The organism is Alteromonas sp. G4i35 (genome assembly GCF_054960375.1).
On the sequence record NZ_JBHNZD010000011.1, the window covers coordinates 59854 to 83448 of the forward strand.

The 23595-nt window shown below is 44.7% G+C and carries 20 protein-coding genes and 1 pseudogene; 5 read left to right on the forward strand and 16 right to left on the reverse strand.

The genetic code is table 11. The features are described 5' to 3' along the window. Window positions 1-227: 227 nt before the first annotated feature. Complete coding sequence (locus tag ACFI6L_RS08660; RefSeq protein ID WP_462573793.1) at window positions 228-1793, reverse strand: AMP-binding protein; 1566 nt, start codon at window positions 1791-1793, stop codon at window positions 228-230. A 223-nt stretch (window positions 1794-2016) separates the two neighbouring features. Here ACFI6L_RS08660 and ACFI6L_RS08665 point away from each other — a divergent pair, with 223 nt between their 5' ends. Continuing rightward, window positions 2017-3291: a Kelch repeat-containing protein gene (locus ACFI6L_RS08665; RefSeq protein WP_462573794.1), complete on the forward strand. Its 1275-nt coding sequence runs from the start codon at window positions 2017-2019 to the stop codon at window positions 3289-3291. A gap of 3 nt (window positions 3292-3294) precedes the next feature. Further along, entirely contained in the window at window positions 3295-5355 is a 2061-nt protein-coding gene (mnmC, locus tag ACFI6L_RS08670; protein WP_462573795.1) for a bifunctional tRNA (5-methylaminomethyl-2-thiouridine)(34)-methyltransferase MnmC2/FAD-dependent 5-carboxymethylaminomethyl-2-thiouridine(34) oxidoreductase MnmC1, read from the forward strand. Between the two features lie 124 nt (window positions 5356-5479). Here mnmC and ACFI6L_RS08675 read toward each other — a convergent pair whose 3' ends face one another. The 7 genes and pseudogenes from ACFI6L_RS08675 to ACFI6L_RS08705 all read right to left on the reverse strand — a co-directional run bounded on the left by ACFI6L_RS08675 (window position 5480) and on the right by ACFI6L_RS08705 (window position 9908). Next, window positions 5480-6205 (reverse strand): FlgO family outer membrane protein, encoded by a 726-nt coding sequence (locus ACFI6L_RS08675; protein ID WP_342340731.1) that lies wholly within the window; start codon window positions 6203-6205, stop codon window positions 5480-5482. Between the two features lie 10 nt (window positions 6206-6215). After that, window positions 6216-6980, reverse strand: coding sequence for a FlgO family outer membrane protein (locus ACFI6L_RS08680; RefSeq protein WP_462573796.1), 765 nt, complete (start codon window positions 6978-6980; stop codon window positions 6216-6218). A 4-nt stretch (window positions 6981-6984) separates the two neighbouring features. After that, window positions 6985-7650 (reverse strand): FlgO family outer membrane protein, encoded by a 666-nt coding sequence (locus ACFI6L_RS08685; RefSeq protein ID WP_462573797.1) that lies wholly within the window; start codon window positions 7648-7650, stop codon window positions 6985-6987. Between the two features lie 409 nt (window positions 7651-8059). After that, a complete protein-coding gene (locus tag ACFI6L_RS08690; protein ID WP_462573798.1) occupies window positions 8060-8479 on the reverse strand; it encodes a GNAT family N-acetyltransferase in 420 nt (139 codons plus the stop codon). Next, window positions 8476-8854 (reverse strand): annotated as a pseudogene (locus ACFI6L_RS08695) (VOC family protein). Before ACFI6L_RS08695 ends, ACFI6L_RS08690 begins: the two are co-directional and overlap by 4 nt. A 45-nt stretch (window positions 8855-8899) precedes the next feature. After that, window positions 8900-9337: a GNAT family N-acetyltransferase gene (locus ACFI6L_RS08700; protein WP_462573799.1), complete on the reverse strand. Its 438-nt coding sequence runs from the start codon at window positions 9335-9337 to the stop codon at window positions 8900-8902. A gap of 73 nt (window positions 9338-9410) precedes the next feature. After that, window positions 9411-9908 carry a DUF2938 domain-containing protein gene (locus tag ACFI6L_RS08705; RefSeq protein ID WP_462573800.1) on the reverse strand — a complete coding sequence of 166 codons (498 nt, stop codon included), beginning with the start codon at window positions 9906-9908 and terminating at the stop codon, window positions 9411-9413. A 91-nt stretch (window positions 9909-9999) separates the two neighbouring features. Between ACFI6L_RS08705 and ACFI6L_RS08710 the strand changes: the two genes are divergently transcribed. Beyond that, the gene (locus tag ACFI6L_RS08710) at window positions 10000-10419 is read left to right on the forward strand and encodes a helix-turn-helix domain-containing protein (RefSeq protein WP_131136576.1); all 420 of its coding nucleotides are present in this window, start codon (window positions 10000-10002) and stop codon (window positions 10417-10419) included. A gap of 60 nt (window positions 10420-10479) precedes the next feature. Here the strand turns inward: ACFI6L_RS08710 and ACFI6L_RS08715 are convergent, their stop codons facing one another. Beyond that, window positions 10480-10968 (reverse strand): GNAT family N-acetyltransferase, encoded by a 489-nt coding sequence (locus tag ACFI6L_RS08715; protein WP_080589185.1) that lies wholly within the window; start codon window positions 10966-10968, stop codon window positions 10480-10482. Window positions 10969-10973: 5 nt separating this feature from the next. Then, the gene (locus ACFI6L_RS08720; protein WP_462556547.1) at window positions 10974-11705 is read right to left on the reverse strand and encodes an SDR family oxidoreductase; all 732 of its coding nucleotides are present in this window, start codon (window positions 11703-11705) and stop codon (window positions 10974-10976) included. A gap of 119 nt (window positions 11706-11824) precedes the next feature. Between ACFI6L_RS08720 and ACFI6L_RS08725 the strand changes: the two genes are divergently transcribed. Continuing rightward, complete coding sequence (locus ACFI6L_RS08725) at window positions 11825-13351, forward strand: ATP-binding cassette domain-containing protein (protein ID WP_462556550.1); 1527 nt, start codon at window positions 11825-11827, stop codon at window positions 13349-13351. 489 nt (window positions 13352-13840) lie between these two features. On the opposite strand, the gene ACFI6L_RS08730 is transcribed toward ACFI6L_RS08725, so the two are convergent. The 3 genes from ACFI6L_RS08730 to ACFI6L_RS08740 form a co-directional block, all read right to left on the reverse strand. Next, window positions 13841-14524, reverse strand: coding sequence for a DUF1826 domain-containing protein (locus ACFI6L_RS08730; protein ID WP_462573801.1), 684 nt, complete (start codon window positions 14522-14524; stop codon window positions 13841-13843). Between the two features lies 1 nt (window position 14525). Beyond that, a complete protein-coding gene (gene zigA / locus ACFI6L_RS08735) occupies window positions 14526-15728 on the reverse strand; it encodes a zinc metallochaperone GTPase ZigA (protein WP_462573802.1) in 1203 nt (400 codons plus the stop codon). Between the two features lie 81 nt (window positions 15729-15809). Beyond that, window positions 15810-16766: a GlxA family transcriptional regulator gene (locus ACFI6L_RS08740; protein WP_462573803.1), complete on the reverse strand. Its 957-nt coding sequence runs from the start codon at window positions 16764-16766 to the stop codon at window positions 15810-15812. A gap of 104 nt (window positions 16767-16870) precedes the next feature. On the opposite strand from ACFI6L_RS08740, the gene ACFI6L_RS08745 reads away from it, so the two are divergent. Further along, window positions 16871-17416 carry a cysteine hydrolase family protein gene (locus tag ACFI6L_RS08745; RefSeq protein ID WP_462573804.1) on the forward strand — a complete coding sequence of 182 codons (546 nt, stop codon included), beginning with the start codon at window positions 16871-16873 and terminating at the stop codon, window positions 17414-17416. 32 nt (window positions 17417-17448) lie between these two features. Here the strand turns inward: ACFI6L_RS08745 and ACFI6L_RS08750 are convergent, their stop codons facing one another. The 3 genes from ACFI6L_RS08750 to ACFI6L_RS08760 form a co-directional block, all read right to left on the reverse strand. Continuing rightward, complete coding sequence (locus tag ACFI6L_RS08750; protein ID WP_232306401.1) at window positions 17449-18009, reverse strand: isochorismatase family protein; 561 nt, start codon at window positions 18007-18009, stop codon at window positions 17449-17451. Between the two features lie 82 nt (window positions 18010-18091). Then, a complete protein-coding gene (locus tag ACFI6L_RS08755) occupies window positions 18092-19399 on the reverse strand; it encodes a short-chain fatty acid transporter (protein WP_462556565.1) in 1308 nt (435 codons plus the stop codon). A 67-nt stretch (window positions 19400-19466) separates the two neighbouring features. Continuing rightward, complete coding sequence (locus ACFI6L_RS08760; RefSeq protein WP_462556568.1) at window positions 19467-23588, reverse strand: hybrid sensor histidine kinase/response regulator; 4122 nt, start codon at window positions 23586-23588, stop codon at window positions 19467-19469. Between the last annotated feature and the right edge of the window lie 7 nt (window positions 23589-23595).

Below are 23595 nucleotides of genomic sequence, written 5' to 3' on the forward strand. Positions count from 1 at the left end.
AATTGCCATACTCAAATTTGTTAAACTTCAGCTTTACAGTACCTGTTTCAAATCTGGGCTTATGTATACAAACAGGTAATTTCCCACTTCCCTTCTTTTTCGTTTTTGCCGTCTTCGTCTAAGCTTTCTTGTTCAGAATATTTCCAATGTAGCACGAATGCACAGGGTCATGACCAGCGTTAATTTATACCTTCACAAAACCTTCAAAATAGCTTTAGCGGTTTCTTTTATTGACCAAAGTGAGCTCTAAGTTTGTTCTTAAATATTTTACCCGTATCTTCTCTGGGCAGAGTATCGAGTATTTGCAACATTTTAGGCCACTTGAACCGCGCCAGTTTGCCATCTAAATACCCGTGTAGCGCATCAATCGACAGCGCATTGCCGGGTGAGCATTGAACAGCCACCACAACTTTTTCACCATACTCAGCATCAGCCACGCCGAACACTGCACAGTCTGTAACCTCTGGCATTTCTATGATGACGCTTTCTATTTCAGCAGGAAATATATTGGCACCACCTGAGATGATCATGTCTTTTTTTCTATCGCAAATATATAAGTAGCCATCTTCGTCCACATAGCCCATATCACCTAATGTCGTGAATTCACCAACATGTAAGTCGCTTTGCGTGCCCGTAGTATTGGTATATTTGAATGGCGCGAACATGGAAAGGTGCGCATATATAACGCCAACATCACCTACTTCGCACTCCTCTTTATCGTCGCTCAGTATTTTAATCGCGGCACCGGGAATGGGCTTACCCACAGAATTTGGCCTATCTAATGCTTCGCGAGATGAAATTAAGGTCATAAAGCCTAATTCACTAGCGCCATAAGACTCATAGAAAATTGGACCAAACCAGTTAATCATGGCTTCTTTCACATCGCTAGGCAGTGCGGACCCGGTTGATAAAGCAAATCGCAAACTTGAAGTGTCGTATTTGCTTCTTATCGACTCGGGCAGTTTAAGTAGCCTCACCATCATGGTGGGAACAATATAGGCGTGGGTCAGTTTAAACCGCTCTATGTCTTGTAAAAAGCGTTCGGGGTCGAATTGAGGCTCAATGTATACATCAATATTACCCGCTGCTAAACAGCAGAGCGTAAGCGCATGTGGTGCACTGTGATAAAGCGGTGCCGAGACGAAGAAGCGATCACCTATTGATAGCTGCATTAACGCTTCAGACAGCCCTTTAAATATCAAATAAGGATCTGGCCGAGTTAGGTCTACATCTCGCTTAATTCCTTTAGGTTTTCCAGTGCTGCCAGATGTGTAGGGAAACATGCCCTTAAAGCGCTTGGGCGGTTCATTGTGACGCTCTGCGTTTGGGGCAGCTAATAGCGTATCAAGGCACAGATACTGCTCCCCGATTTTCGGTTCCGTAGCCAATTCAGAATCACCTGTAAGATGATAGCGCTCTAAAATGCTTTTTGGCGTTTTAATCGTGTATATCGCAGACAAGGTGGGAACTTGTAATAACGTTTCGTGGGCATTCTCACCCTTTAATAAATCGCGATGAGCGAACAGTACTTTAGCGCCACAGTCGTCCAGAATAGGCAAAAGTTCGGCAACGGGGCTGTGCCAATTAAGCAGAACATAGCGCGATCCCACATATCGGCATGCCTCTACTATTTCAAATATATCGACGTGGTTTCGCATAAGAATAGCTACCACATCGTTATCGCACACACCTTGCTCAGCAAGTGCACGTGCGATGATACGTGCACGATCATCCATTTCGTCTCTAGTGCGTTTGCAAATGCTTTGACCACATTGGTGAAACACGCCCGCCATACCTTCTCCCTGAACTATCCTCAATAGACTTAGCGCCAAATTTAACAAATTATTTACAACAACAATTAACTAAACGTATTGTTTTTATTGATAGATTGTTATTTGCAGAAGCAATAAGAAAAGAAGAGTTTTAAGCAGGTACAAACTTTTGCGGAAAAACAAAAAGGTGACAGGTAGAATACGCGGCCAAACGTTCGAAATTTAGATAAAACTGAAGATTGCTGTGTTATTAAAAAAGCCAAGAACCATTGCTCTACGCATTTTTCAAAGTGCGGTACCCCGACTTTCTTTCGTGGTGGCTGCCTTTATGATTGCTTCTGCTGCGACTGTCTCTGCAACAGCTGCGCCTATCGCCCTCCCCGCGCTACCAGAGCCAGTTTCAAACAATGCCGTAGCTTCTGTAACCATAGACGACACGCAATATGTATTTAGTTTTATGGGACTTGGCAAAGGCAAAACCCATAAAGACGTGCACAACCGTGCTTGGCAGCTTGTGATTAACAACAACGATAAACCTTCGCAATGGCAAGCCCTTACCCCAGTTCCATCCAGCCTTGCGCTTAAAGGCCGTTTAGCCTCAGTAGCAGTAGGCGTTAATGACAGCATTTATATTTTTGGCGGTTACACGGTTGATGAAGATCATAATGAAATTAGTACGCCTGATGTTTATAAATACGCTCCTGTAACAGGGGACTATACGCTATTGGCGCCTATGCCCGTGCCTGTTGATGATGCAACTGCTTTAGTTTACCAAGACCGTTACGTGTACTTAATTTCTGGCTGGCACAACGATGGGAACGTAAACCTTGTGCAGGTTTACGATACGCAAACCGGCCAATGGCAACAGGCGAGCCCTTTTCTTGGCAGTCCGGTATTCGGGCAAGCTGGCGGCATCGTTAACAGCACTATGGTAATTTGTGACGGTGTATCAGTAACACCGCACAGTGATAAACGCCGTAGCTTTGCTGCAGAAACGGCCTGCTTTAAAGGCGTAATTGATAAGCAAAACCCTTTTAAGATTGATTGGCGTACACTTGACCATCCAACAGGTACTGCGCGCTATCGCATGGCCGCAGCGGGCAATGAAGCCACCAATAAAATCTATTTTGTTGGCGGCTCGACTAATCCGTACAACTACAATGGCATTGGCTATAACGGCGAGCCTTCAACTGCAGATGACGCCATCTGGATCTTTGATATTGCCGAAGAAACCTGGGCTATATCAAAAACAGATGCTGAAGCGCCTACCATGGATCATCGCGGATTAATTAACGTTAACGGTTCTTGGGTCACTATTGGCGGTATGCTTGGCGCGCAGCGGGTTACTAGTAAAGTCACCTCGCACTTTTCAACACTCGCAGAAGTGTCTTGTTTATCTCAAAGGCAGGCTAACTCTGACGTTTCAAAACAAGCATCGGATGGGCAAGCTATTGAAGTAGTGAAAGCCGCTTCCAATTCAAAGTGCCAACACCAAAACAATATAAACGGAGAAAAATAAACAGTGAAATCTAAGCATGCACAGGTTCATTTTAATGAGAGCGGTACGCCTGTCGCCGACCATTTTGACGACGTTTATTTTTCTAACGACAGCGGAATTGATGAAACCCAACACGTTTTTGTTGCAGGCAACGACCTTGCTGAGCGCTGGCAACAGTGGCGCAACCCAACTTTTGTCATCGCCGAAACAGGTTTTGGAACTGGGCTGAACTTTTTGGTCGCCATGCGTGCCTTTAACGAATTTAAAGCAGCCAACCCCGACCATCCGTTAAAGCACCTGTATTTTATTACCACGGAAAAGTTTCCACTGCCTCAACAAGATATGCAGCGAGCGCTAGAAGCTTTTCCTGCTCTTAAAGACGAAGCGGAAGCACTCGCCTCACTTTACCCCATGGGCCTAGAAGGTTGTCATCGCCTTCATTTTGATAACCATTCAACCACACTCGACTTGTGGATTGGTGATGTTCACGAACTTCTACCTCAGTGGCATTCCCCTGTAAATGGCCTCATCGATGCCTGGTTTTTAGATGGTTTTGCACCCAGCAAAAACCCTGATATGTGGACAGATGCTCTGTTTAGCCAAATGGCTCGCTTGTCAAAAACCGGAACTACCTTTGGAACCTTTACCGCCGCAGGCATCGTAAAGCGTGGGCTAGCTGGTGTGGGTTTTACCATAAAAAAACGCAATGGTTTTGGCCGTAAGCGCGACATGTTGACCGGCGTTTTTAACCAAGACCATGAGAATGTGCAGCATAAACTTCGTCTGCCTGCTGGCCCCTATTACAGGTACGCTGACGGCAGTTTAGATAAAACAAGTAAAGTTGCAGTAGTGGGCTCCGGCCTTGCAGCAGCTACGGCATGCCTGGCTTTAGTAAAACGCGGCATTAGCACTACTTTGTATTTTGATGGTGACACCCTTGCAAGCGGCGCTTCCGGCAACCCGCAAGGCGGCTTTTACCCGCAGCTTCATAGCGAAGCAAGTATTGCCAGTCGCATTCAGGCGCACAGTTTTTTGTATGCTAGACAAGCCTACGACCACACTATTGAATATGCAAAAGCCTGTGGCCTAGCCGACGTTGCCCATGATTTCTGTGGCGTTATTCAACTAAGCTTTAACGACAAGGTAGCAGAACGCCAAAATAAACTGGCAGCAGCCGACGTATGGCCTGAAGCTTTGATTAAGCCCGTGGACAGCAAAGAAGTGAGCGATATCGCTAACCTGCCCCTTCCCTATTCAGGCTTATACATCGGCCTCGGCGGATGGCTTTCTCCTCCACAGCTAGTTACTGCCATGATTAAAGAAGCACTTCAAAGTGGCAAACTCGAGCTGAAACCCAATCATACCTATGTATCTCATGAGGCAGTTGAGACAACAAAGCAGCAGGTGCAAATTCGTTTTAACTTAGATAGCGCTAAGAGTGAAGCAGTTATTACTGCCGATCACCTTATTCTTGCCCTTGGTGCAGGTGCGGTAAACGCTAGCGAATTTGACAGCCTGTCCCTTCGCCCTGTTCGCGGCCAGGTTGAAGCTATTCCTAGCCAAACGCCAATTGAACAGCTTAACACTGTGTTGTGTCACAAAGGCTATATGACACCTGTATTCGAAGGTCGGCATGCGTTAGGTTCAACCTACGTGAAAAACGACTTAAGTACCGATGTGCGAAGCGATGAAACCGAAACGAACCTAGCCACCCACGAACAGGCGCTGGCAAACACCAGCATAGTTCAGGCATTACAGCACGACGGCGAAGCAAGAGCAGCAACGCGCTTAGGTTCCCCCGACCACCAGCCAGTAGTAGGTGCACTGCATGATTTTAATGCGCTAAAAAAACACTACACTATGCTAGGTGTGGGCAAGCCGTTAACCAGAGCGCCAGTGTTGCCAACCAGCGTAGTTTCCACGCTTACTTGCTTAGGGTCACGAGGGTTAACTACTGCGCCTTTAATGGCAGAGATCTTGGTGAGCAGTCTATGTAATGAGCCGCTACCTTTAAGCAATGATCTGCTTAATGCTGTAAACACAAGCCGCTTTATGACTCGCGAAGCGATTAGAAGTCAGGGTTAATAGACGGAGAGGCCTTTGTAAAAACTCTCCTGTGCAAGACACAAAAGATCTGATGTTTAAAGGTTTTAAAGCGAACATGAAAGGAGTTCGCTTTGAAAAAACAGAGCGCAATGGAAGTAAATGGCTAGTTTACGCTAGCCATTTTATTTAAATCCATCACGATAAACGCAGGAATGTATACGTTGGCACTTGCTACCACTTGTTTATTTTCCAGCGACACGATACGGGCATTTACGCGGACGCCTCTGTCATCTTCAATGATGGTGCCGGTTACAACATGGTCCATTTCAACCTGTTTAGCGAGTGCAGTACCATCTCGAGTAAGTACGAAATCGCCAACTGGTGTCACGGTAATGCCACCTGCAAGTTTAAAGTCGACAACCGCTAATCCGAAGTCTTGCAGCTCAGCAATTAAATATTCTGAAAGCTGATTACCTAACACGGTGCTGTCGCTCAACGACTGATTAAGCCTCACAAAACTGGCCACACCCACCATATCTTGCTGCGTGAGACGGGTTGCATTGTCCATTAACTCCATCGCAAGTTGCGAGGCGTAATCATTTAAGCGCTTATGCGTTTGTGAAGGTGAATAGCCATGGTGTAGTGGGTCTTTATAGCCGGGTTCGACTTCTACGTGCTGTTGATATTGTCTATCGCGGGAATCTGGTGTGTACTCCAGTCCTGAACGACTTGGTACAGGCACTGGCTCGGCGTGATGCGTAATCTCACCGTCTTCACCTAACCAAAACGAGCCAATAGACTCTGTGCTAGTGCACCCTGTCATACATACACTTAGCATTATGCCAACGGCTACCCAACTGCTTGGCACTAGCTTCTTTGTAAACACCATGCTGAAACTCCTAGCCGCGACTTAGCTTAACGCCATCGCGCATACCGTTTTGCTGGCTACCGTCACTTGGAATAAGTGCATCTACCACGTAGAACGGCACTAACATTTGCGCAGTTGCCACCACTGCGCGCGACTCCATGCCCAAAATACGAGCGTTAACTAACACGCCACCTTGGTGCTTGGTCATCGTTCCGGTTAACACGTATTCAATAGGAAGGCTGCTGCTCAATTCCAAATAGTCTCGGCTTAATACAAAATCGCCATCGTCAGTAATGCGAATATACTCGGTGGCTTTGAAGTCGATAACCGGCACGCGGAATTTATGCAGTTCGTGAACAAAAGATTCCGCCATCTGACGACCAAGCAAATCTGTTTTCTGCAAATCAGTATCTAGCAGTGCAAAATGGGTTACACCAATAGGTGTCTTGTTATTCACATATTCCATATTGGCAATTAAGTCTTGCGTCATGTTCTTCACATAGTCGCCAATATGCTTGGTTAGAGGTCGACCTTTATACGCGCCCTGTACGCTCGAATACAAAGGAGGTTGACCGATAGCGCCGTACGCATCCATACCCTGAGACTGAGTATCACTGGTATTTTCAACTGGCTTTGAGGGAGCGCGGTCGGCGGCAGTAATATCAATCACGTTCATGGCCGGGCGCTGAGGCGCTTGTTCGGCTACCTCTTCTTCCCCCATCATCATAGAGCACCCGCTGACGCTTAGCAGTGAAGCACAAAGCGAAAGCGCCGCGTATTGATTTCGTCTTTTCATGGGGTTACCTCGTACCTTCAGTTCTGTATAACTTGCCGTTTCTGGTGGTTACTTGTTCTTCGCGCCAAAACAGTTCGGCAGGGAAAAAGCGTGTTGCTGCAGCGACAATGTTTTTATTTCTAGCGTTGATAATTCGAGCGTTAACCACCGCGCCAGACTCTTGATACACCATAGTGCCGGTAATATAAAAATCGACGCGCTCAATGTTGGAAAGCTGGTCGATATCGCGGGTTAATACTCTGTCGCTTTCGTTACTAACAATTATATCGTTCGAAAGCTTAAATTCTTGAGTAGAAAAGCCTCTTTTCGTGGCCTCAGTAATCATTCCCTGTTCAAGTTGATGGCCCAACAACATTAGCGGATGTTGATGACCAGCACTGTATTTCATAGTATCCGCAGGTACAAAGCCGACTACCGCATAGCGAGACTGACGTGCTGGACCCACATCAGCAAAAAGTTCGTTCGCCAACATATAGGTATGGTATTCCACATTCCCCAATGCCGATACATCGCTGGCATCGGTTTGCGCAAATTGACTCTTAGGTTCGTCAGATGAAGAGCAACCAGAGAGAAAGCCCAAGAGAAGCGCGGTATATGCCAAGGCTTTCGCGACTAAGCGACCATTTTCTGTCAGCAAAGCGTGAGAGACAGGTTTTGTCATACTTTTCATTACACGTGTCCAGTGAAAAACGTCAAATTTCTATCGGAAAGAAGCAAAAACTCATCGAAAAACAGTGATCAGCTACTACGCAAACCGACATTTTCAGTGTCTTTAAACAGGCTTTTGCAAAATTCACACCAAAGAGAGGCTACAAGCAGCATTGACCGTTACATTGAAGGTTACATTGAAAAAAATTGCTAATAACCAAGTGACGTAAAGCGCCTAGTTTAAGGAGATGTACCTTTCTCAGTGTTAAAAGAACTTGATGTTTTTCGTCAGGCCGTGCATGAAAAGCGGAGGCGACTTGCCGCCTTAGGACAGAAAGCTGCCGATAATTAATAGGCAATTATCATAATGCCAAGTGACTAAAGAACTTGAGGACTCCTGGGACTCTCATGCCACGTTAATGACCAAGTAGCTAAATAAACCTACACATGCCTAAACCTAAGCTCTGGCCATCGCGAGGTTTAAAGCCAAACTTAAGATAAAAGCTCTCTTTTCCGTGCGCAGCCAACAAGCCAATGGTTGCGCCAGGTGCGCAGCAAGACTCCAAATGTGCAATCAACGTGTTCATTATTTTCGATCCCAAGCCTTTATTCTGATGTTCTGGATGAATAATGACGTCTTGAATATAAAAATACATTGCGCCATCGCCAATCACCCGACCACAGCCTAGAAGGTTGTTGTCGAGGTAAATTGTTGCCCAAAACAACGAGGCATCAATACTTTTTTGAACAACCGATAGACACGGGTTACTCCATCCAATCAATTTTCTTAAACTGGCAAAGTCTTCAGCTGACGGAGGGCTTTCTTTAATGGTGTAATTCGTATGCATCATTCGTCATTCCGTCCCCCGTTCTCGCAAAAGCTAGCTACCTAATTCGGTAATGTGAAGTAGTTCGCCCGACGGGCCCCACAGATAGAAAACACTTCCCCAATGTTGTTGCTCAATTGATGACATTTTCGTTTTATGTAACGAGCGCGAGCACAAATCAAAAGCGTCCTGAATGTCTGCTACACATATTTGTAGCATAAAGTTATTCGCCAATTCAGGATTATAAAAGCGCTGGAGAAAGAAGAGACAATCACCATTCTCAAACAGTGTTAGGTCTTCATTTACGTATGAAGCATTAAATCCAATCTCAGAATAAAATGCTTTAGAAATATCGTAGTTTTTGCTTGGAATAAAAGTCTTAATATCTATGACGTCCATATCTTGAGATCCCTCGCATTTCGCTGCTTTAAATTTAAGTCGTGGCTAAACGGCAATAACAGCAAGCATGTCTTCACCATCTTCATCTAACCCCACTTCTTCGAAACCAAAGCTTGAATAGAAGGCTTTGGCGACAGGATTCTTGGGGTTATAGCATATCTCTATCTGTTTGAGCTCAGAAGTTTGCTTTATAAGCGTGATAGCTTGAGATAAAGCAACTCTGCCAATTCCATTATTCTGATGGCTCTCATCAATCATAAAGCGCCAAATGGACACTTTGGTTGGCGTTTCCTGAACCCACATCAAGAACCCTACGGGCTGGTCGTTGCAATAAATGGCTTTGCAGGTATGGTTATCGTTGTAGAAAGACTCAACCAACGACCACATATTGCACGCTACAAACGCTTGTTGATCATCCGCCACATCCAAGTCACAAACCTGCTCATAGTTAGATTTGTTTATTTCTTCCAGTGAAATTTTCATCCTGTCTTCTTATAAAAGCATGCTGTTTTATTGCCATTATAAGCTGAAGTTCACTCAAGTCATCATTAGTCGTTTATAGCCATATTGATAGTAAAAGCCTAATTAACAAAGCCGAAAGGTACAGCCCAACGCCAAATACGACGTGATTAATAATGCTGTGTAACCGAGCGTTATTGGGATTAGGCGTTTTCGATGCGGCAATACCCGCCCCCATACCTGGCTGCAATATAAAAAACGGTGCAACGACTGTAGCGATACCGAGCGCCACTGCTGGACCTAGCGTCGGTTCGAACAACCAAGATTCTCCGCATATGAAAATAAGCAGCGCTGCATAGGCAATTCCAATTAGGTAATGGGCTGTCCATCCAATAGCACTTTCCCCGTGAACAGCATGGGCACTTGAAATAGAAGTATGACGAAACTGCCCTTTTTTCATATGCCCTATCCAACGCCCTACCATGCCCCAATTTGTTGGAGTAATACCAAACAATTGCTTTCTCAACAAGGCCCATAAATCCATCACTAAAGTAGCTCCAATACCTATCAGCAAGATAAAAACAATACTTTCCATATTCACTCTCAATAACTAGTTTCAATTAACATGAGATGCTAGCCTACAACTTCAAGTTAACTTTAAGTCAAGCATTCCTTTGGGAAAAAGTATGGAAATATCTCAGGTCGCCAAAAAGTCCGGAGTGTCGGCATCAACACTGCGCTTTTATGAAGAAAAAGGCCTTATCAAATCTATTGGTCGACAAGGTATACGTCGCGTATTTAGCTCAAACGTTTTAGAGCGCCTTGAATTAATCGCACTAGGCCGCGCAGCTGGTTTTTCACTGGAAGAAATTTCTGGGATATTAGGAACCGATGCAAAGCCTGATATAGACCGCGCTCTGCTACTTAAAAAAGCGAGCGAATTAGATGGAACAATCAAAAAATTAGAAGCAATGCGTGATGGTCTGCAGCATGCAGCTGCTTGCACAGCACCGAGTCATTTGGAATGTCCGAGGTTTCGTCGATTGATGAACCTTGCAGCCGCAGGGGTGATTGAAGGCGTTGCAGCGAATAAGGCAGTAAAATAAATATCCGTATCAATGGAAACCACTCAACGCTTTGCGGGTACTAAAGTCACCATCGCAGAGCTACCTCAAAATGGCAAAAATATGGCTATCGTAAAACCGTCCATTTTTAAAAATGGCGCGTTGCAATATCGCTTCTTGCTTAAACCCTGCATCTAACAGCAGCTTTTGCGAAGCAAGATTGGATGAAAATACGCAGGCAAAAATGCGCTCTATACTTGTGTTTGAGAAAGTAAGGGCGATAATTTGGCGCAGCGCGTCACGCATAATCCCTTTTCGCCAATGTGATGAACAAAGCCAGTACCCGACCTCTCCGGCTCTTTCATATTCAAAGTTTCCAGGGTTAACACCAATACACCCTACTAACTCGCCGTCGTACTCTACAGCTTTTATAAAACCCTCTTTGCTCCCCTCTTGAATCCACCATGTGGCATCTTCTTTTGTATAAGGGCTGGGAATTTTTGTCGACAGAAATTGCGTGACCGACGGTTGATTCAAAATATCTACCAGTCTACCTACATCGCTCATTTTAAAATCTCTGAGTGTTATCACGCGCTTTACTTCCCACCCGCTAAATCAATAAACGACCCTGTAACATATGAAGACTGAGGTGATAGAAGCCAGGCTATCGCCTGTGCGACTTCATCTGCTGTACCGCCCCGCTGCATAGGAATTTGTGAGCTTAACCGTTCTACTCTGCCAGGTTCACCACCATCGGCATGAATGTCTGTTTTAATAAAACCAGGCCGGACGCTGTTTACACGAATGTTCTTCGCAGCAAGTTCTAATGAAAGCCCTTTAGTAAATGAATCCATTGCCCCTTTCGACGTCGCATAGTCGACGTATTCAAAAGGAGCACCAGTGCGAGAGGCAATGGACGAAACATTAACGATTACGCCCCCTGCAACGCTTTGTTTTACAAAAGCCTTTGAACACAAGAATGCGCTAAGCACATTGGTATTAAGTACTTTGGTGAAGCGCTCTGCACTGACGTTAATTAACTCAGTTTTGGTAAATAAAACACCCACATTGTTAACCAAATGCGTTACCTCACCCCACTGTTCCCTTACATATTCGAACATTTCCAGTACTTGCGCTTCATCGGAAACATCGGCTTTATGAGCAAATGCAACGCCACCGTTGTCAGTTATCGACGCACACACGCTATCAGCTGCGTTTTTATCCGAAAGATAATTTACGCAAACTTTATAATCGCTACTTCCCAACAATTTAGCAGTCGCAGCACCAATACCACGACTAGCACCTGTGACAATAACTACCTTGCCCACAATTTGATTCCCTTAACTGGCCATTGAACGTGGCGCTAACTTTATAAGACTAACTTACCAGCTAGTTCTGGCTTCAGAAAGTCTTATTCACCATTGACACGTAATCAGAAAACTTCACAATGGTTCTACTCCATATTCACTCGCGATCATTAATGCTGTACCTTTCTGAATTTCAAATAAAGCTTCCTAATCAATACATTACTCCTGCATTTTCGCTAGCGCTCTGTACTGAAAGTGCGCCGTCGCACTTCCTTATCGCAGGTAGAAACAGTAGCGGAAAGTCACTCTTAATTTCCGCGCTTGCCGGTAATGGGAAGGTAGCAAGCGGTAGTCGTGAATGTACTTCGGTTGTTGCAGAGGTATCGGTTTTTAAACAGCAAGCGATAATTGAAGAAGAAAAACAAAAAGACAGTGCAGATATTTTAGACGTAATAGCTGAGCCAACACAGGTTCGCGAACTATTCGCACAGACTAATGAGGATTATAAAAACCACCCTTATTACGACGAACTCGCCTCTGCGCTTAGAATTGAGCATCTGCTAGATAATGCGTTTCTTTCACTTTCAACAGGTGAAACCCGCAAGATTATTATCATGTTGGCATGGTTAAGTAATGCCTCTATTATTTTGCTTGATGAACCCTTCGAAGGTTTAGATGTTGAAGCGATAAGCGCATTTAGTCGCTTTCTTGTCTCTCAGCAGCAAGCTTCTTTAGTACTTACCGCCAACAAACTCGCAGATATTCCCAAGAATATACAAGCTCAGTTGATTGTCATGGATGACTTGGCCATTACGTGGAAATCTGAAGATAAACTTAACTATGACGGTTTGCGCTCAGAACTAAGCACCTGGTTTGCACTAGAGTCTGATGATATCGATGTTCCCTCAGCCCTAAACGCTAAAGACAAACACGGCGATGACCCCAATCGCAATGACCGAAACCTCAATGAGCAAAACAGTGAGTTAGATTCACTACCTCATACCTTAATTCAGCTTAAAGATGGGTTCGTGCGCTTCGATGAGCGAACCGTATTTGAACAGCTTAACTTTACGCTTAACAAAAATGAGCATTGGCAGATCACTGGTCCAAATGGGTCAGGAAAAACCTGTTTGCTTCAAATGTTTACTGGTGATAATTCCCATTGTTATACCAACGATTTAACAATGTTTGGCATAAAACGTGGCACAGGCGAGAGCATATGGGACATTAAAAAGCACATTGGAATTATGTCGAATGCGCTCCACATGCAGTACAAAGTGAATGCAAGTGTTGAGCACGTTATCATTTCAGGCTTTCACGACAGTATTGGTCTGTACACTCGCCCCACGCTAGCGGAACGCATGGTGGCAGAGCAGTGGCTTGAAGTACTGGGTTTGAAACAGAAAAAGAACACGCCGTTTCAGTCACTGTCTTTTGGTGACCAGCGATTAGTACTTATTGCACGTTCTATGGTTAAGCACCCCGCCGTGCTTATTTTGGATGAACCTTGCAATGGTTTAGACGACTTCAACCGCCAAAAAGCGCTGAAGCTTATCGATATATTGGCTAAAGCAGGCACCAGTACACTGCTGTATGTAAATCACCATGCAGAAGAACGTATTCCTAGCATTCACAACACGTTAAATATGAAAGATTATAATGTTTAAGGGTGTATGTTGAAAAACTTGGCCTTTCAGGTCTTCGCTAAAAAGACGTGGCACTTGCCTGTTAGACTATTTACCTTAACGCTGGAAGCTTAAAAGCGAATATTTAAGAAGATTAGCGAGGCTAGGGCCTGTTGACCTTTGTTGTACATTTTTGCAGCGGTCTGTGTGCCATCTAGACAAGGCGAATGTTTGACGGTTTAGTGGTTCTAAATCGAGAACATTCAACGCAGTATAGATGGCACAAAGGCGCTGCCCGAAGGGGTCGTTATGGAAGCCTTTTACTCTTTGTCACAGTCCTTTAACTTAGCCCGCTAGGCTTGCAGGACTGTTTCGCGATTAAAAGGCTTCCATTTAGACCAAAATTCGTACACCAAAGGTCACCAGGCCCTAGGTACCGAGAGAGAAAAAAGCGCTATCACAAGGGAAAACTCATGGAAAAAGTGATAGCGCCGAAGTAACCGAGGGTGAGGTACAATAAGTATTTAAAAACTACATGGGATCCAGGGTAAGCAACACGCGATGAGTACCAGGGATGACTTTGCAGGACCGATGCACGGCGGCAAATTCTTCATGGCCCTGCCACGACTTACCTTTAAGTAAACCCACATCGAACGCGTTCATTTGCCTAACGCTGCTCTCTCGATAGTGCTGGCCCAATCTATTCTTAGTAAGCCCTTGCGTATTCGCGTCGTTAAGACCAATCATTGGGCGTGTAACCACACTTTCTTTCGGCAGCCACTCTGTACCTTCGCCCAAATAGGTATTCACCAACCGAACAGGAATATTGTCCACATGAAAGCTTGGGCACATTGCTAATGAAAGGGGCACTAACCTTACACCCACACTGTCACAGTCAAATAGCGTGGTGAGCATGTCAGACAGCAAATAAATATCGTCAATGGCAGCCTGCTTTCCGGCATTATTTCTTCCATCAGATAAAAGCTTTGCGATTTCCTCTTTCAGTGATGTTAAAGAGAAAACACCGCGAATCCCCATTCCTAATGATTTAAAAACGTCGACATAATATTGCGAGACAAGTGGAGCTTCAGGCCTTGTCCATAACGCAACGCTTATCCCTTTTTCAAAGATATCGCCCAACACCATAGCATCGGCGCTTGAACGCCAAGAGTCGCTGTGTTCAAAGGAAGTATTGTGGTCTTGTAGCGCCTGCATATTAGTGCTCCCACGCAGGAAATGGGTCAGGCATTTCAGCCCAAACATGATGGCCTTGGATAAGCTGATCGTCTGTTAACAAGCAACGATCTAACCGCTCGATAATGTCGTTTTTATTAAGCCCTTGTCCAATGAACACCAGTTCTTGACGCATGTCACCGAAGGGCTCCATCCATTGTTCTTCAATCGCTTTAAGGTATTCAGGGTCTTCAGGCCACTGCTCTTTGGGTACGGCTTTCCAAAACAGCCCAGCAGCCCCGTATCTTGCCATACCGCCAGCTTGGCTCCAGCTACCCGCTAATTGAGGGCGTGTTGCCAGCCAGAAGAAGCCTTTTGAACGAATTAACTTACCTGCAATGTCTTTACTATGAATAAAATCATAAAACTTCTGCGGATCGAACGGACGTCGCGCTTCGTACGAAAAGCTGCTTATACCAAACTCTTCAGTCTCTGGTACGTGCTCGCCACGCATTTCTTTCAGCCAACCAGGCGACTGCTGAGCACGCTCGAAGCTAAACCGCCCTGTGTTCAGCACTTTGTCGAGGGGCACTTTTCCATGCTCGATAGGAACTTGAATAGCCTCGGTGTTGAGGGTTTGCAGAATACTTTTAAGGCGCGCCAACTCTTGTTCAGAGACTAAGTCGGTTTTGCTTATTAGCAATATATCAGCAAATTCCACTTGTTCGACCAACAAGTCTGCCACGCTTCGCTCGTCTTCCTCCCCCAAGCTCTCACCCACTTCTTTGAGAAACTTAGCTTCGTCATAGTCTTTAAGAAAATTCAAGGCATCGACAACGGTAACCATCGAATCGAGGCGTGATATTTCCGACAAGCTTTTACCGTCTTCATCGGCAAACGTGAAGGTCTCAGCTACAGGCAAAGGCTCCGAAATACCTGTGGACTCTATTACCAGATAATCGTATTTACCTTCATGCGCTAAACGCTCTATCTCTTCAAGCAAATCTTCTCGCAACGTGCAACAAATACAGCCATTGCTCATTTCAACCAGCTTTTCTTCAGCTCGATTAAAGCTAACTTCATTTTTCACCGTAGCAGCATCGATATTGATTTCACTCATATCGTTAACAATGACGGCTACTCTTAATCCATCACGATTATTCAGAATATGGTTTAGAACCGTGGTCTTACCGGCGCCTAGAAAGCCCGATAGTACGGTAACGGGAAGCTGAGTTTGAATAGACATAACGACTCGCTAAGTTTCATTTTAAATCTCGAATTTAACAAATGTTATAACATAACAACTAAAATAAAAATAACGATATGATTAATTTATTGCAAAACGCTCGCGGTATTCCACCGGACTAAGCCCATATTCTTTACGGAATATCTTCCTAAACGCATTGACGTTTTGATAGCCCACGTTGAATGCAATATCAGCAATGCTACGCGTAGATACTTCAATTTGCTGACAAGCATGATGAAGTCTCAGCTTCTGCAGATAGTCGATGACTGACATACCTAACGCTTGCGTAAATCTTCGCTGTAAGGTTCGCTGACTAACGAAAGTGTGACTGGCTAAATCGCTAAGAGAAATTGGCTGACTGTAATGATTTGCCAAGTAATTTTGCGCTTTAACAACGAGAGCATCACCATGATCTTTTTTGGGTGAAAACTGGTGATAAAAGCCTTGCTCCCTGTAACCTGTATCCACCACCATCTCTTTAGAAAGACTCAAGGCAATGGTGGGTGAACTTAAGGTCGATATAATTTCAAACACAAGATCAATCCACGCCATTCTTCCACCAGCTGTTATTACACCCTCCCCGTTTACCACGATAGCCTTAGCATCTAGCTTTGCAGTGGGAAAGGTTGCCATGAAGTGATCGGCAATTCGCCAGTGTGTAGTACACACTTTGTTATCTAAAAAGCCCCCCTTGCCAAGAATAAATGCACCTACGCAAGCAGATGCGAGCAATGCACCTTGGGACTGCATGACTTCCATATAGTTGATGAGTGATGTGAAGTCATGCTCAAAAAATGTTTCACTCATGCTTGGCGGCAAGATGACGACATCAACCAGTGCATTTGAGTTTAACTGTTCCGCTTTGTAAATACTCGCGCTAAATGCCACATCAGCGTTGATTTGCTCACACATCGTATTTGCTAACTCTAACATCTCAACGATGCCGTAAAGCGCAGATTGGCTTGCGGTTGGATAGTTTATTACTGCTATTTTTATTTCTTTCATCGTTTCATTGTCGTTCTGTGAACGCTGTCGCATTTGGCGCGCTTTTTGTCATTATCGTCACTCTCTATTACACGTGAAAATCTGCAAAATAGTCAATATCGAGTAAGCACAACTTAAACCGTGCTAGAGACTATTTCTTGGATAAAGAGGGTAAGACCGTGGTTAAACAAGCACTTATTGTTATAGATATTCAAAACGATTACTTTCCTGAAGGGAAGTATCCTTTACACAAACCAGAGCTTGCGATGCAAGAAACACTTAAAGCGATGGCTATTGCAAAGGAAAAGAGCATTCCGATTATTCACATACAGCACCTTGTGCCTGTTGAGGCCGGAGAAGGGTTGTTTTTCTATGAAGGATCTCACGGCGCTGAAATTCATAAAGAGGTGATAGCCGCAGCCCCGAATGCGCCCATCATCACAAAGCAACACGCCGATTGTTTTGAGAACACCAATTTAGAAGAAACCTTACAGTCATTGGGCGTGGATGAAATTCTTCTTGCAGGTATGATGACGCACAACTGCGTAACTCACACAGCATTATCACCAGCTGCTGCCAAGTATTCCCCCAAAGTCATTGAACCTTGCACCTGCACGCGTGACGCCATTGGTCATCTATTGGCGCTGGATTCTATGCAAGTGCGTGGTATTGACATTGTATCGATAGAAACCGCTTTCGCTTAGCTCCGACTTGTTTCGCTCATCACGTTGTTCGACTACTTGATGAGCGCTAACACTTCTCGGAATTTTGGGTGTTGGCATGATTTTAAAAGGCCAAAAAGTGTCATCTCAAAACTGCTGATCCGTGCGCCCTGCTCACGCATATTTTGGATGGCGAGCACAGCATTTGAAGACTCTCTTGAAGAAATGCAGTCCTGTATTACTTCCACAGTGTGATTATTTTCCAATAAACCCGTTACCGTTTGATAAACGCATACGTGCGCTTCAATTCCCACAACCAGCCATCGACTTAATTCCATTTCACCAATGTACGCCAGTATTTCGGACGAGCACTGGTCAGTACCTGCTACTGCGTTAAAAGTAAATTTCTTAAAGTGAGGATCGCTTGCGACATGAGTTTCAATTTCAGGGACCGTTCTCCCCAAGCCATCAGGATTTTGCTCAAGTACAACTACGGGAATATTGAGCAATTTACAACACTGTATTAACTTCACCGTTTTGCAGATCATTGTCTGGCTATCATTGACTTTTCGAGCCAGCGCGCCCTGAACATCTACGATCAACAAACCTACCTTTTCTTCGTCTAAATGCATCATTCACACCGCTTTTATTTAAGTTGTGGCTTCACATTCGGCTCTTTTCGCTTTGTTTTACGGCATTAAATTGCTCTCGAAATCCTCACACAAACCGCAATACCAAGGAAATAATGACACCGGTTACGATAAGCTGAACTAAGCAAAAGCCCATAATGTCTTTGGCTTTCAGGCCAGCTATGGCAAGTACGGGTAGCGCCCAAAATGGCTGAATCAAATTGGTCCACGCATCACCCCACGCTACCGCCATGGCAACTCTATTTATTTCGGCTCCAAGTTCAGCGGCAGCCGGCAAGATTACTGGGGCTTGCACTGCCCACTGACCTCCCCCCGAAGGCACAAAAATATTAACAATGCCTGCGCTAATAAAACTCCATACTGGCAGCGACTCTGCAGATGCAAAGCTAATCAGCCATTCTGACATGGTTTGGGCCAATCCTGATTGAACCATTACCGCCATGATCCCTGCATAAAATGGGAACTGTATAACAATACCACTACCGCCCTGAACGGCTTGCTGCAGGCTGTGCAGTACATTGCGTGGTGTACCGTGAAGGACAATAGCGAGAAAGAGAAATAGCGTATTAACGATATTGAGATTAAGCCCGCCCCCAGAAACAAAGTAGTTAGTGAGATAAGCAAGCCCTGCAAAGCCTACGAGTAACCCAAGCACCTTGCTGTTTTCAAGTTTGTCGGCGGGCCGCTCGTTTGTTGCCGAAGGCAAAGTGTCGTCTTTTAGCTTGGCGCTATCGACAATAATGCTTTCAGATTCAGGCGGTAACATTAAACGATTAACAAGAGGAATAATCACGAACATGATTGCCAATAACAGCAAGTTAAACCCACTGAAAATAGTCTCTCCAGTGCCAACTACGCCAATCTGTGCTTCTGAAAAATGACCCGGCGTTGCAATAGTTAAGGGCACAGAGCCCGCTAGACCGCCATGCCATACAATAAAGCCTGAGTACGCGCTTGCCACCAATAACCGATAATCAACCGACACTTTTCTTGCTAAGGCTTTAGCGAACAACGCGCCTACAACAAGACCAAAGCCCCAGTTTATCCAGCTTGCGATAAGCGACACCAACGTGACCAGCACAATGGCGCTCCCAGGGCTTTTTGCTAAGCTCGCAAGCCTTTCAAGTAAAGCTTTTACTAATGGCGTGCATGCCAGCATAAACCCAGTGACTAGTACCAAAAGCATTTGCATTGAAAATGTGAGCAGCCCCCAAAATCCGTCACCCCACTGTTGAATAGTTGTAAATGGAGACTGATTTTGAATGACCACTGCAAACGCAAACGTAATTAGGGTGAGTAATAAAACGAAAATGTAGGGGTCAGGAAGATATCGTTCGACGAGTTTGACGAAGGGTTTTGATGCTCGGTTTAGCATTAACGCTCTCACAACATGTTAAAAACTTGTTGCATATTAACGCGTTTATTTCCCTGTTGGCGAGGGTCTAATTAACTTTGTTGAGCCAGTGCTGTAATGTTGAAGTTACTTTATTGTGCTCTATGGGTTTGGTGAGGAAATCATCCATACCGGCTTTCATACACATATCTTTGTCGCCCTGCATAGCATTCGCCGTCATCGCTATGATGGGTACACGTTTGTAAACGTCGCCGGCTGCACCATAGCGAATAAGCTTGGTTGCTTCGAACCCGTCCATTTCCGGCATTTGGCAATCCATGACAATTGCGCTGTAATGCGCCTTTAGCTTGCTGCTTTTCAACAGTTCTAACGCTTCTACACCGTTGTTGGCAACGTCAACCACATACCCTTCGCTTTCTAGAACATTGGTGGCCACTATTTGATTAATGGCATTGTCTTCTACTAACAAGATTCGATAAGCATTGCCATCAGAGGTGTATTTTGCGTTTTCTTCAGGTGATTGCACGTGCTGAGTGTTGCCTTCGATAATATGAACCGGATCATCCTCGCGTTTTTTAAAGCGTGGTTTAGCTTCATAGTCAGATGTATTAACTGATTCCTCTACAATTCGAATTAAATCTGAAGAGGTCAGTGGCTTAGGAAGACTCTCATCAACGTCTACTCCGCCATAGACAACAGAGCTCTCCATGTCGCTTAGCTGTGTCATTAATACCAAACGCGTATGTTTTGTTCTGGGGTTATCTAAAAGTATCTGGCCGAAGTGTTGTGAAAACTCCTCCTCTTCTGCTTTCTCCAGAAATACAACATCAATGGGTATTGCCGGTATCTCTTGCTCGCTGTCTTTCAAATATAAGCTAATCGCTTCCTCAATCGAAGATGCGGTCAGCGTAAGCACTCCCCAAAGTTTCAGCTGGCTTTGCATGGCACGTCTTGTTGAAGCATTGTCGTCAATAATCAGGCAACACATGTCTTGTTTAGCAAGCTGAGGGCGCACAGCGTTGCGTTGCTCGGCGTAGCGAATTTCGCATGTCACATCAAAACGGCTGCCTTTGCCAAGCTCGGTGGTAACACTTATGTCTCCTCCTAACAATTGGCATAGCTTTTTGGTAATGCTCAACCCAAGCCCTGTTCCGCCATAGCGTCTAGTTGTAGAAGCGTCGACCTGTGTAAACGCATCGAACAAATGAGGTAGTTTTGATGCGGGAATACCAATGCCCGTATCTGCCACCGCAATGTGCATAAGCGCAGTATTCTGATTGTTAGTAGGAAGCAATTCTGCCGTGACAGAGAGCTCTCCCTGCTCGGTAAATTTAACGGCGTTGCTTAAAAGGTTTGTGAGGATTTGTTGAATTCGGCTGGGGTCTGAGTTTATTTTTGACTCACTGACCTTTGACAAATCTACAACAACATCCAGCCCTTTTTCTTGCGCTAAATGCGCGATCGATTGAGCAATGCTCTCAATCAATTCCCTTACATCAAATTCAACGGACTCAATCTCGAGTTTATCCGCTTCTATTTTAGAGAAATCCAAAATATCATTAATCAGGGCCAGTAGAGAATTAGCGCTTGAGCTTGCGATGTTGACGCGCTGTGATTGCTCAGTAGTTAGGTTGCTTTTCTTAAGCAGACCCAGCATCCCTATCACGCCGTTCATTGGCGTTCTAATTTCATGGCTCATATTTGCAAGGAATTCAGACTTCAACTTTGTTGCTTCTTCGGCTTGTTCCAGCGCTTTTTTCAAATCGTTGGCCTGAGCTTTCAACGAGGCTGTTTTTTCTGAAACTTGTTGCTCTAGCGCCTGAACAAAGCGCTTCTGCTTGGTAATTTCTGTTTGCTGTAAGTGGGTTCTTAAGTAAATGATCAACAGAACAATGCCGAGTAAAAACGCAATGTAAATGCTGTATGCCCACCATGTTTTCCAAGGAGCTGCTGCTACATGCAAATTAACCGACATGACTTCGCTGCCCCATTCACCATTGGGCTTCATTGCTTTGACCAGCAATGTATAGGTACCGCCATTTAGGTTAGTAAATGAAACGTTGTTGTGATTTCCGATATCAATCCACTGTTCATCGTACCCTTCTAATTTGTAGGAAAAATGAGAACGCTTGGGATCAGAGAAGTCTAGAAGAGCAAAGTCTAATGAGAAGAAATAGTCTTCGTAGGAAAGATTAATATCCGTAACGTAGGATAGTGGCTTATCAAGGCTTACTGCTTCGCCCATTTTGTTGAAGCCAGTTAGCACAATTTTAGAATCGACCAATTCAGACTGTCCTGGCACATACTCAAAGTATTCAATACCTCGCTGGCTACTGGTAAAGAACGTGTTGTTAGTGGCTCTAAGTAAACTGTTTGAATAGAAATTCTGACTTACAGCCCCGGCAGTGCTAGTGTAATTAATGGCACTTTCAGTAGCCGGATTAAAAAGAAAGATCCCTTTATTCGTGGTAAGCCAGAGCTGGCCCTCGTCGCCGTCTGCAATCGCTCTTACTAAGGTAGCGGGCAACCCTTTCTGCTCCCCAAACCACTCGAAGGATTTCGATTCGGGCTTATAAAGGTTCAACCCCCGTTGGGTTGCAATCCAAATTTGGCCGTTTTTGGTCTCATGAATATCTTCGACAATGCTGCCCAACAGACCTGCATTGTGATCTTTATTGTATTCAATCTGAGTGAAAGTATTGTCCTGAATGGACCATAAATTTACGCCGCTTCCAGTGCCAATCCACATATTTCCTTGAGAGTCATTAACAATGGCGTGAATCTCTGGGTGAGCTAAGCCGTCAGTCGTTGAAAGATGCTCAAAGGCGCCAGATTGCACGTTGTATATATAAACACCATGCTTGTAGGTACCTATCCATACATTGCCTTCGTTATCTAGCGCTAACGCTCTGAATTCTCTGAACTGGCGATATTTGCTGTTTTCTCTGGGATATTCTAAGCGACTTACATTTCCATTCTTTCTGTTAACATGTGCAATAAAGTTGTCTTGTGCCACCCAAATATTGCCGTGTTTATCGGGGACAATAATAGGTCGTTCTATAACTCCCCTATTTGAATATTCACTGTCTTCTTTAAATACCGAGTCAAATTCCTTTTGGAGTATTTGCTCTTTCACTTTCCATGTATAAATTTCAGCATTTGCTGTAGCAATCAATACATCGCCACTATTTTTGAAGGTATCTAGCTCAATGCCACTGGGTGAAACCAATGAGTCACTATTGATCTGCTTGATTTTACGGCGAGGAGATAGTTTAAATATGCCGTGAACTTCACTGGTTACCCATTTTGTTTTAGTGTGGTCTTCATATATTATGCGAAGTCCGTTGTCATAGCCGAAGTCCATCTTCTCTACGTAATTTCCCTCACCTGTATGTCTATAAAGACCCGTGGTGGTCACAAACCAAATGCACCCTTCGTGATCTTCAATCATTGAGTTCACTTGGCCTAATGCTTTGCCGTCTCGCGTAGTTTGTGCAAGGAATACGCCTGAACTTGGAAAGAAAAGAAAAGGGCCTTCCTGAGTCGCCACATAGAATTGGCTTGACGAAGTTCGCAGCAAGCTACGTATTTCATTGGCTCCTGTCGCAGTACGATTATCAGGGTCGGGAAAGAAGTGTTTGGTGGCGAGAGTTCTTTTGTCTAATAAGTTCAAGCCAAAACTGGTGGCTACCCACAGGCTGTTGTCATTATTATCCATAATGTCCCAAATGCGATTATGAGACAGACTATGGTCTTCATTGCTTTTCTTCTGAACCCTTTCGAATTCCCCATTTCCTAGAAAACGATTTAAACCTTGATCATACGAACCTAGCCAAATTTGGCCCGTTTTATCGTGGAAGAGTGATTGGATTCGATTTGAAGATATGGAGCGAGGGTCGTCTGGATCATTCAAGTAACGAGAATAGTGACCTGTTGTTGGGTCGTACTTGTTAACTCCACCTCCCCACGTTCCAATCCATATATTGCCTTCTGCATCCAACATCAAATTGCCAGCGTCGTTGTGTGATAGCCCTTGGCTAGGATCGCTGTCAGACTCAAACAACGTAACTCTACGACCGTCGTAACGCATTACACCGTTTTCGGCAGTACCAAACCACAAAAAGCCTTGGCGATCTTGGATAATGGAATAAATCTCTGATGAGACGAAGCCATCTTCGGCAGTTAAAAGCTCAACCGAATACTCATTCATCAGCTTG

What these genes read in the sequence shown, in the direction of transcription:
- ACFI6L_RS08660 (WP_462573793.1), bottom strand. Translation starts at nt 1,793, where the DNA reads ATGGCGGGCGTGTTTCACCAATGTGGTCAAAGCATTTGCAAACGCACT.
- ACFI6L_RS08675 (WP_342340731.1), bottom strand. Translation starts at nt 6,205, where the DNA reads ATGGTGTTTACAAAGAAGCTAGTGCCAAGCAGTTGGGTAGCCGTTGGC.
- ACFI6L_RS08680 (WP_462573796.1), bottom strand. Translation starts at nt 6,980, where the DNA reads ATGAAAAGACGAAATCAATACGCGGCGCTTTCGCTTTGTGCTTCACTG.
- ACFI6L_RS08685 (WP_462573797.1), bottom strand. Translation starts at nt 7,650, where the DNA reads ATGAAAAGTATGACAAAACCTGTCTCTCACGCTTTGCTGACAGAAAAT.
- ACFI6L_RS08690 (WP_462573798.1), bottom strand. Translation starts at nt 8,479, where the DNA reads ATGATGCATACGAATTACACCATTAAAGAAAGCCCTCCGTCAGCTGAA.
- ACFI6L_RS08700 (WP_462573799.1), bottom strand. Translation starts at nt 9,337, where the DNA reads ATGAAAATTTCACTGGAAGAAATAAACAAATCTAACTATGAGCAGGTT.
- ACFI6L_RS08705 (WP_462573800.1), bottom strand. Translation starts at nt 9,908, where the DNA reads ATGGAAAGTATTGTTTTTATCTTGCTGATAGGTATTGGAGCTACTTTA.
- ACFI6L_RS08710 (WP_131136576.1), top strand. Translation starts at nt 10,000, where the DNA reads ATGGAAATATCTCAGGTCGCCAAAAAGTCCGGAGTGTCGGCATCAACA.
- ACFI6L_RS08725 (WP_462556550.1), top strand. Translation starts at nt 11,825, where the DNA reads ATGGTTCTACTCCATATTCACTCGCGATCATTAATGCTGTACCTTTCT.
- ACFI6L_RS08730 (WP_462573801.1), bottom strand. Translation starts at nt 14,524, where the DNA reads ATGCAGGCGCTACAAGACCACAATACTTCCTTTGAACACAGCGACTCT.
- zigA (WP_462573802.1), bottom strand. Translation starts at nt 15,728, where the DNA reads ATGTCTATTCAAACTCAGCTTCCCGTTACCGTACTATCGGGCTTTCTA.
- ACFI6L_RS08740 (WP_462573803.1), bottom strand. Translation starts at nt 16,766, where the DNA reads ATGCGACAGCGTTCACAGAACGACAATGAAACGATGAAAGAAATAAAA.
- ACFI6L_RS08750 (WP_232306401.1), bottom strand. Translation starts at nt 18,009, where the DNA reads ATGATGCATTTAGACGAAGAAAAGGTAGGTTTGTTGATCGTAGATGTT.
- ACFI6L_RS08755 (WP_462556565.1), bottom strand. Translation starts at nt 19,399, where the DNA reads ATGCTAAACCGAGCATCAAAACCCTTCGTCAAACTCGTCGAACGATAT.
- ACFI6L_RS08760 (WP_462556568.1), bottom strand. Translation starts at nt 23,588, where the DNA reads ATGAATGAGTATTCGGTTGAGCTTTTAACTGCCGAAGATGGCTTCGTC.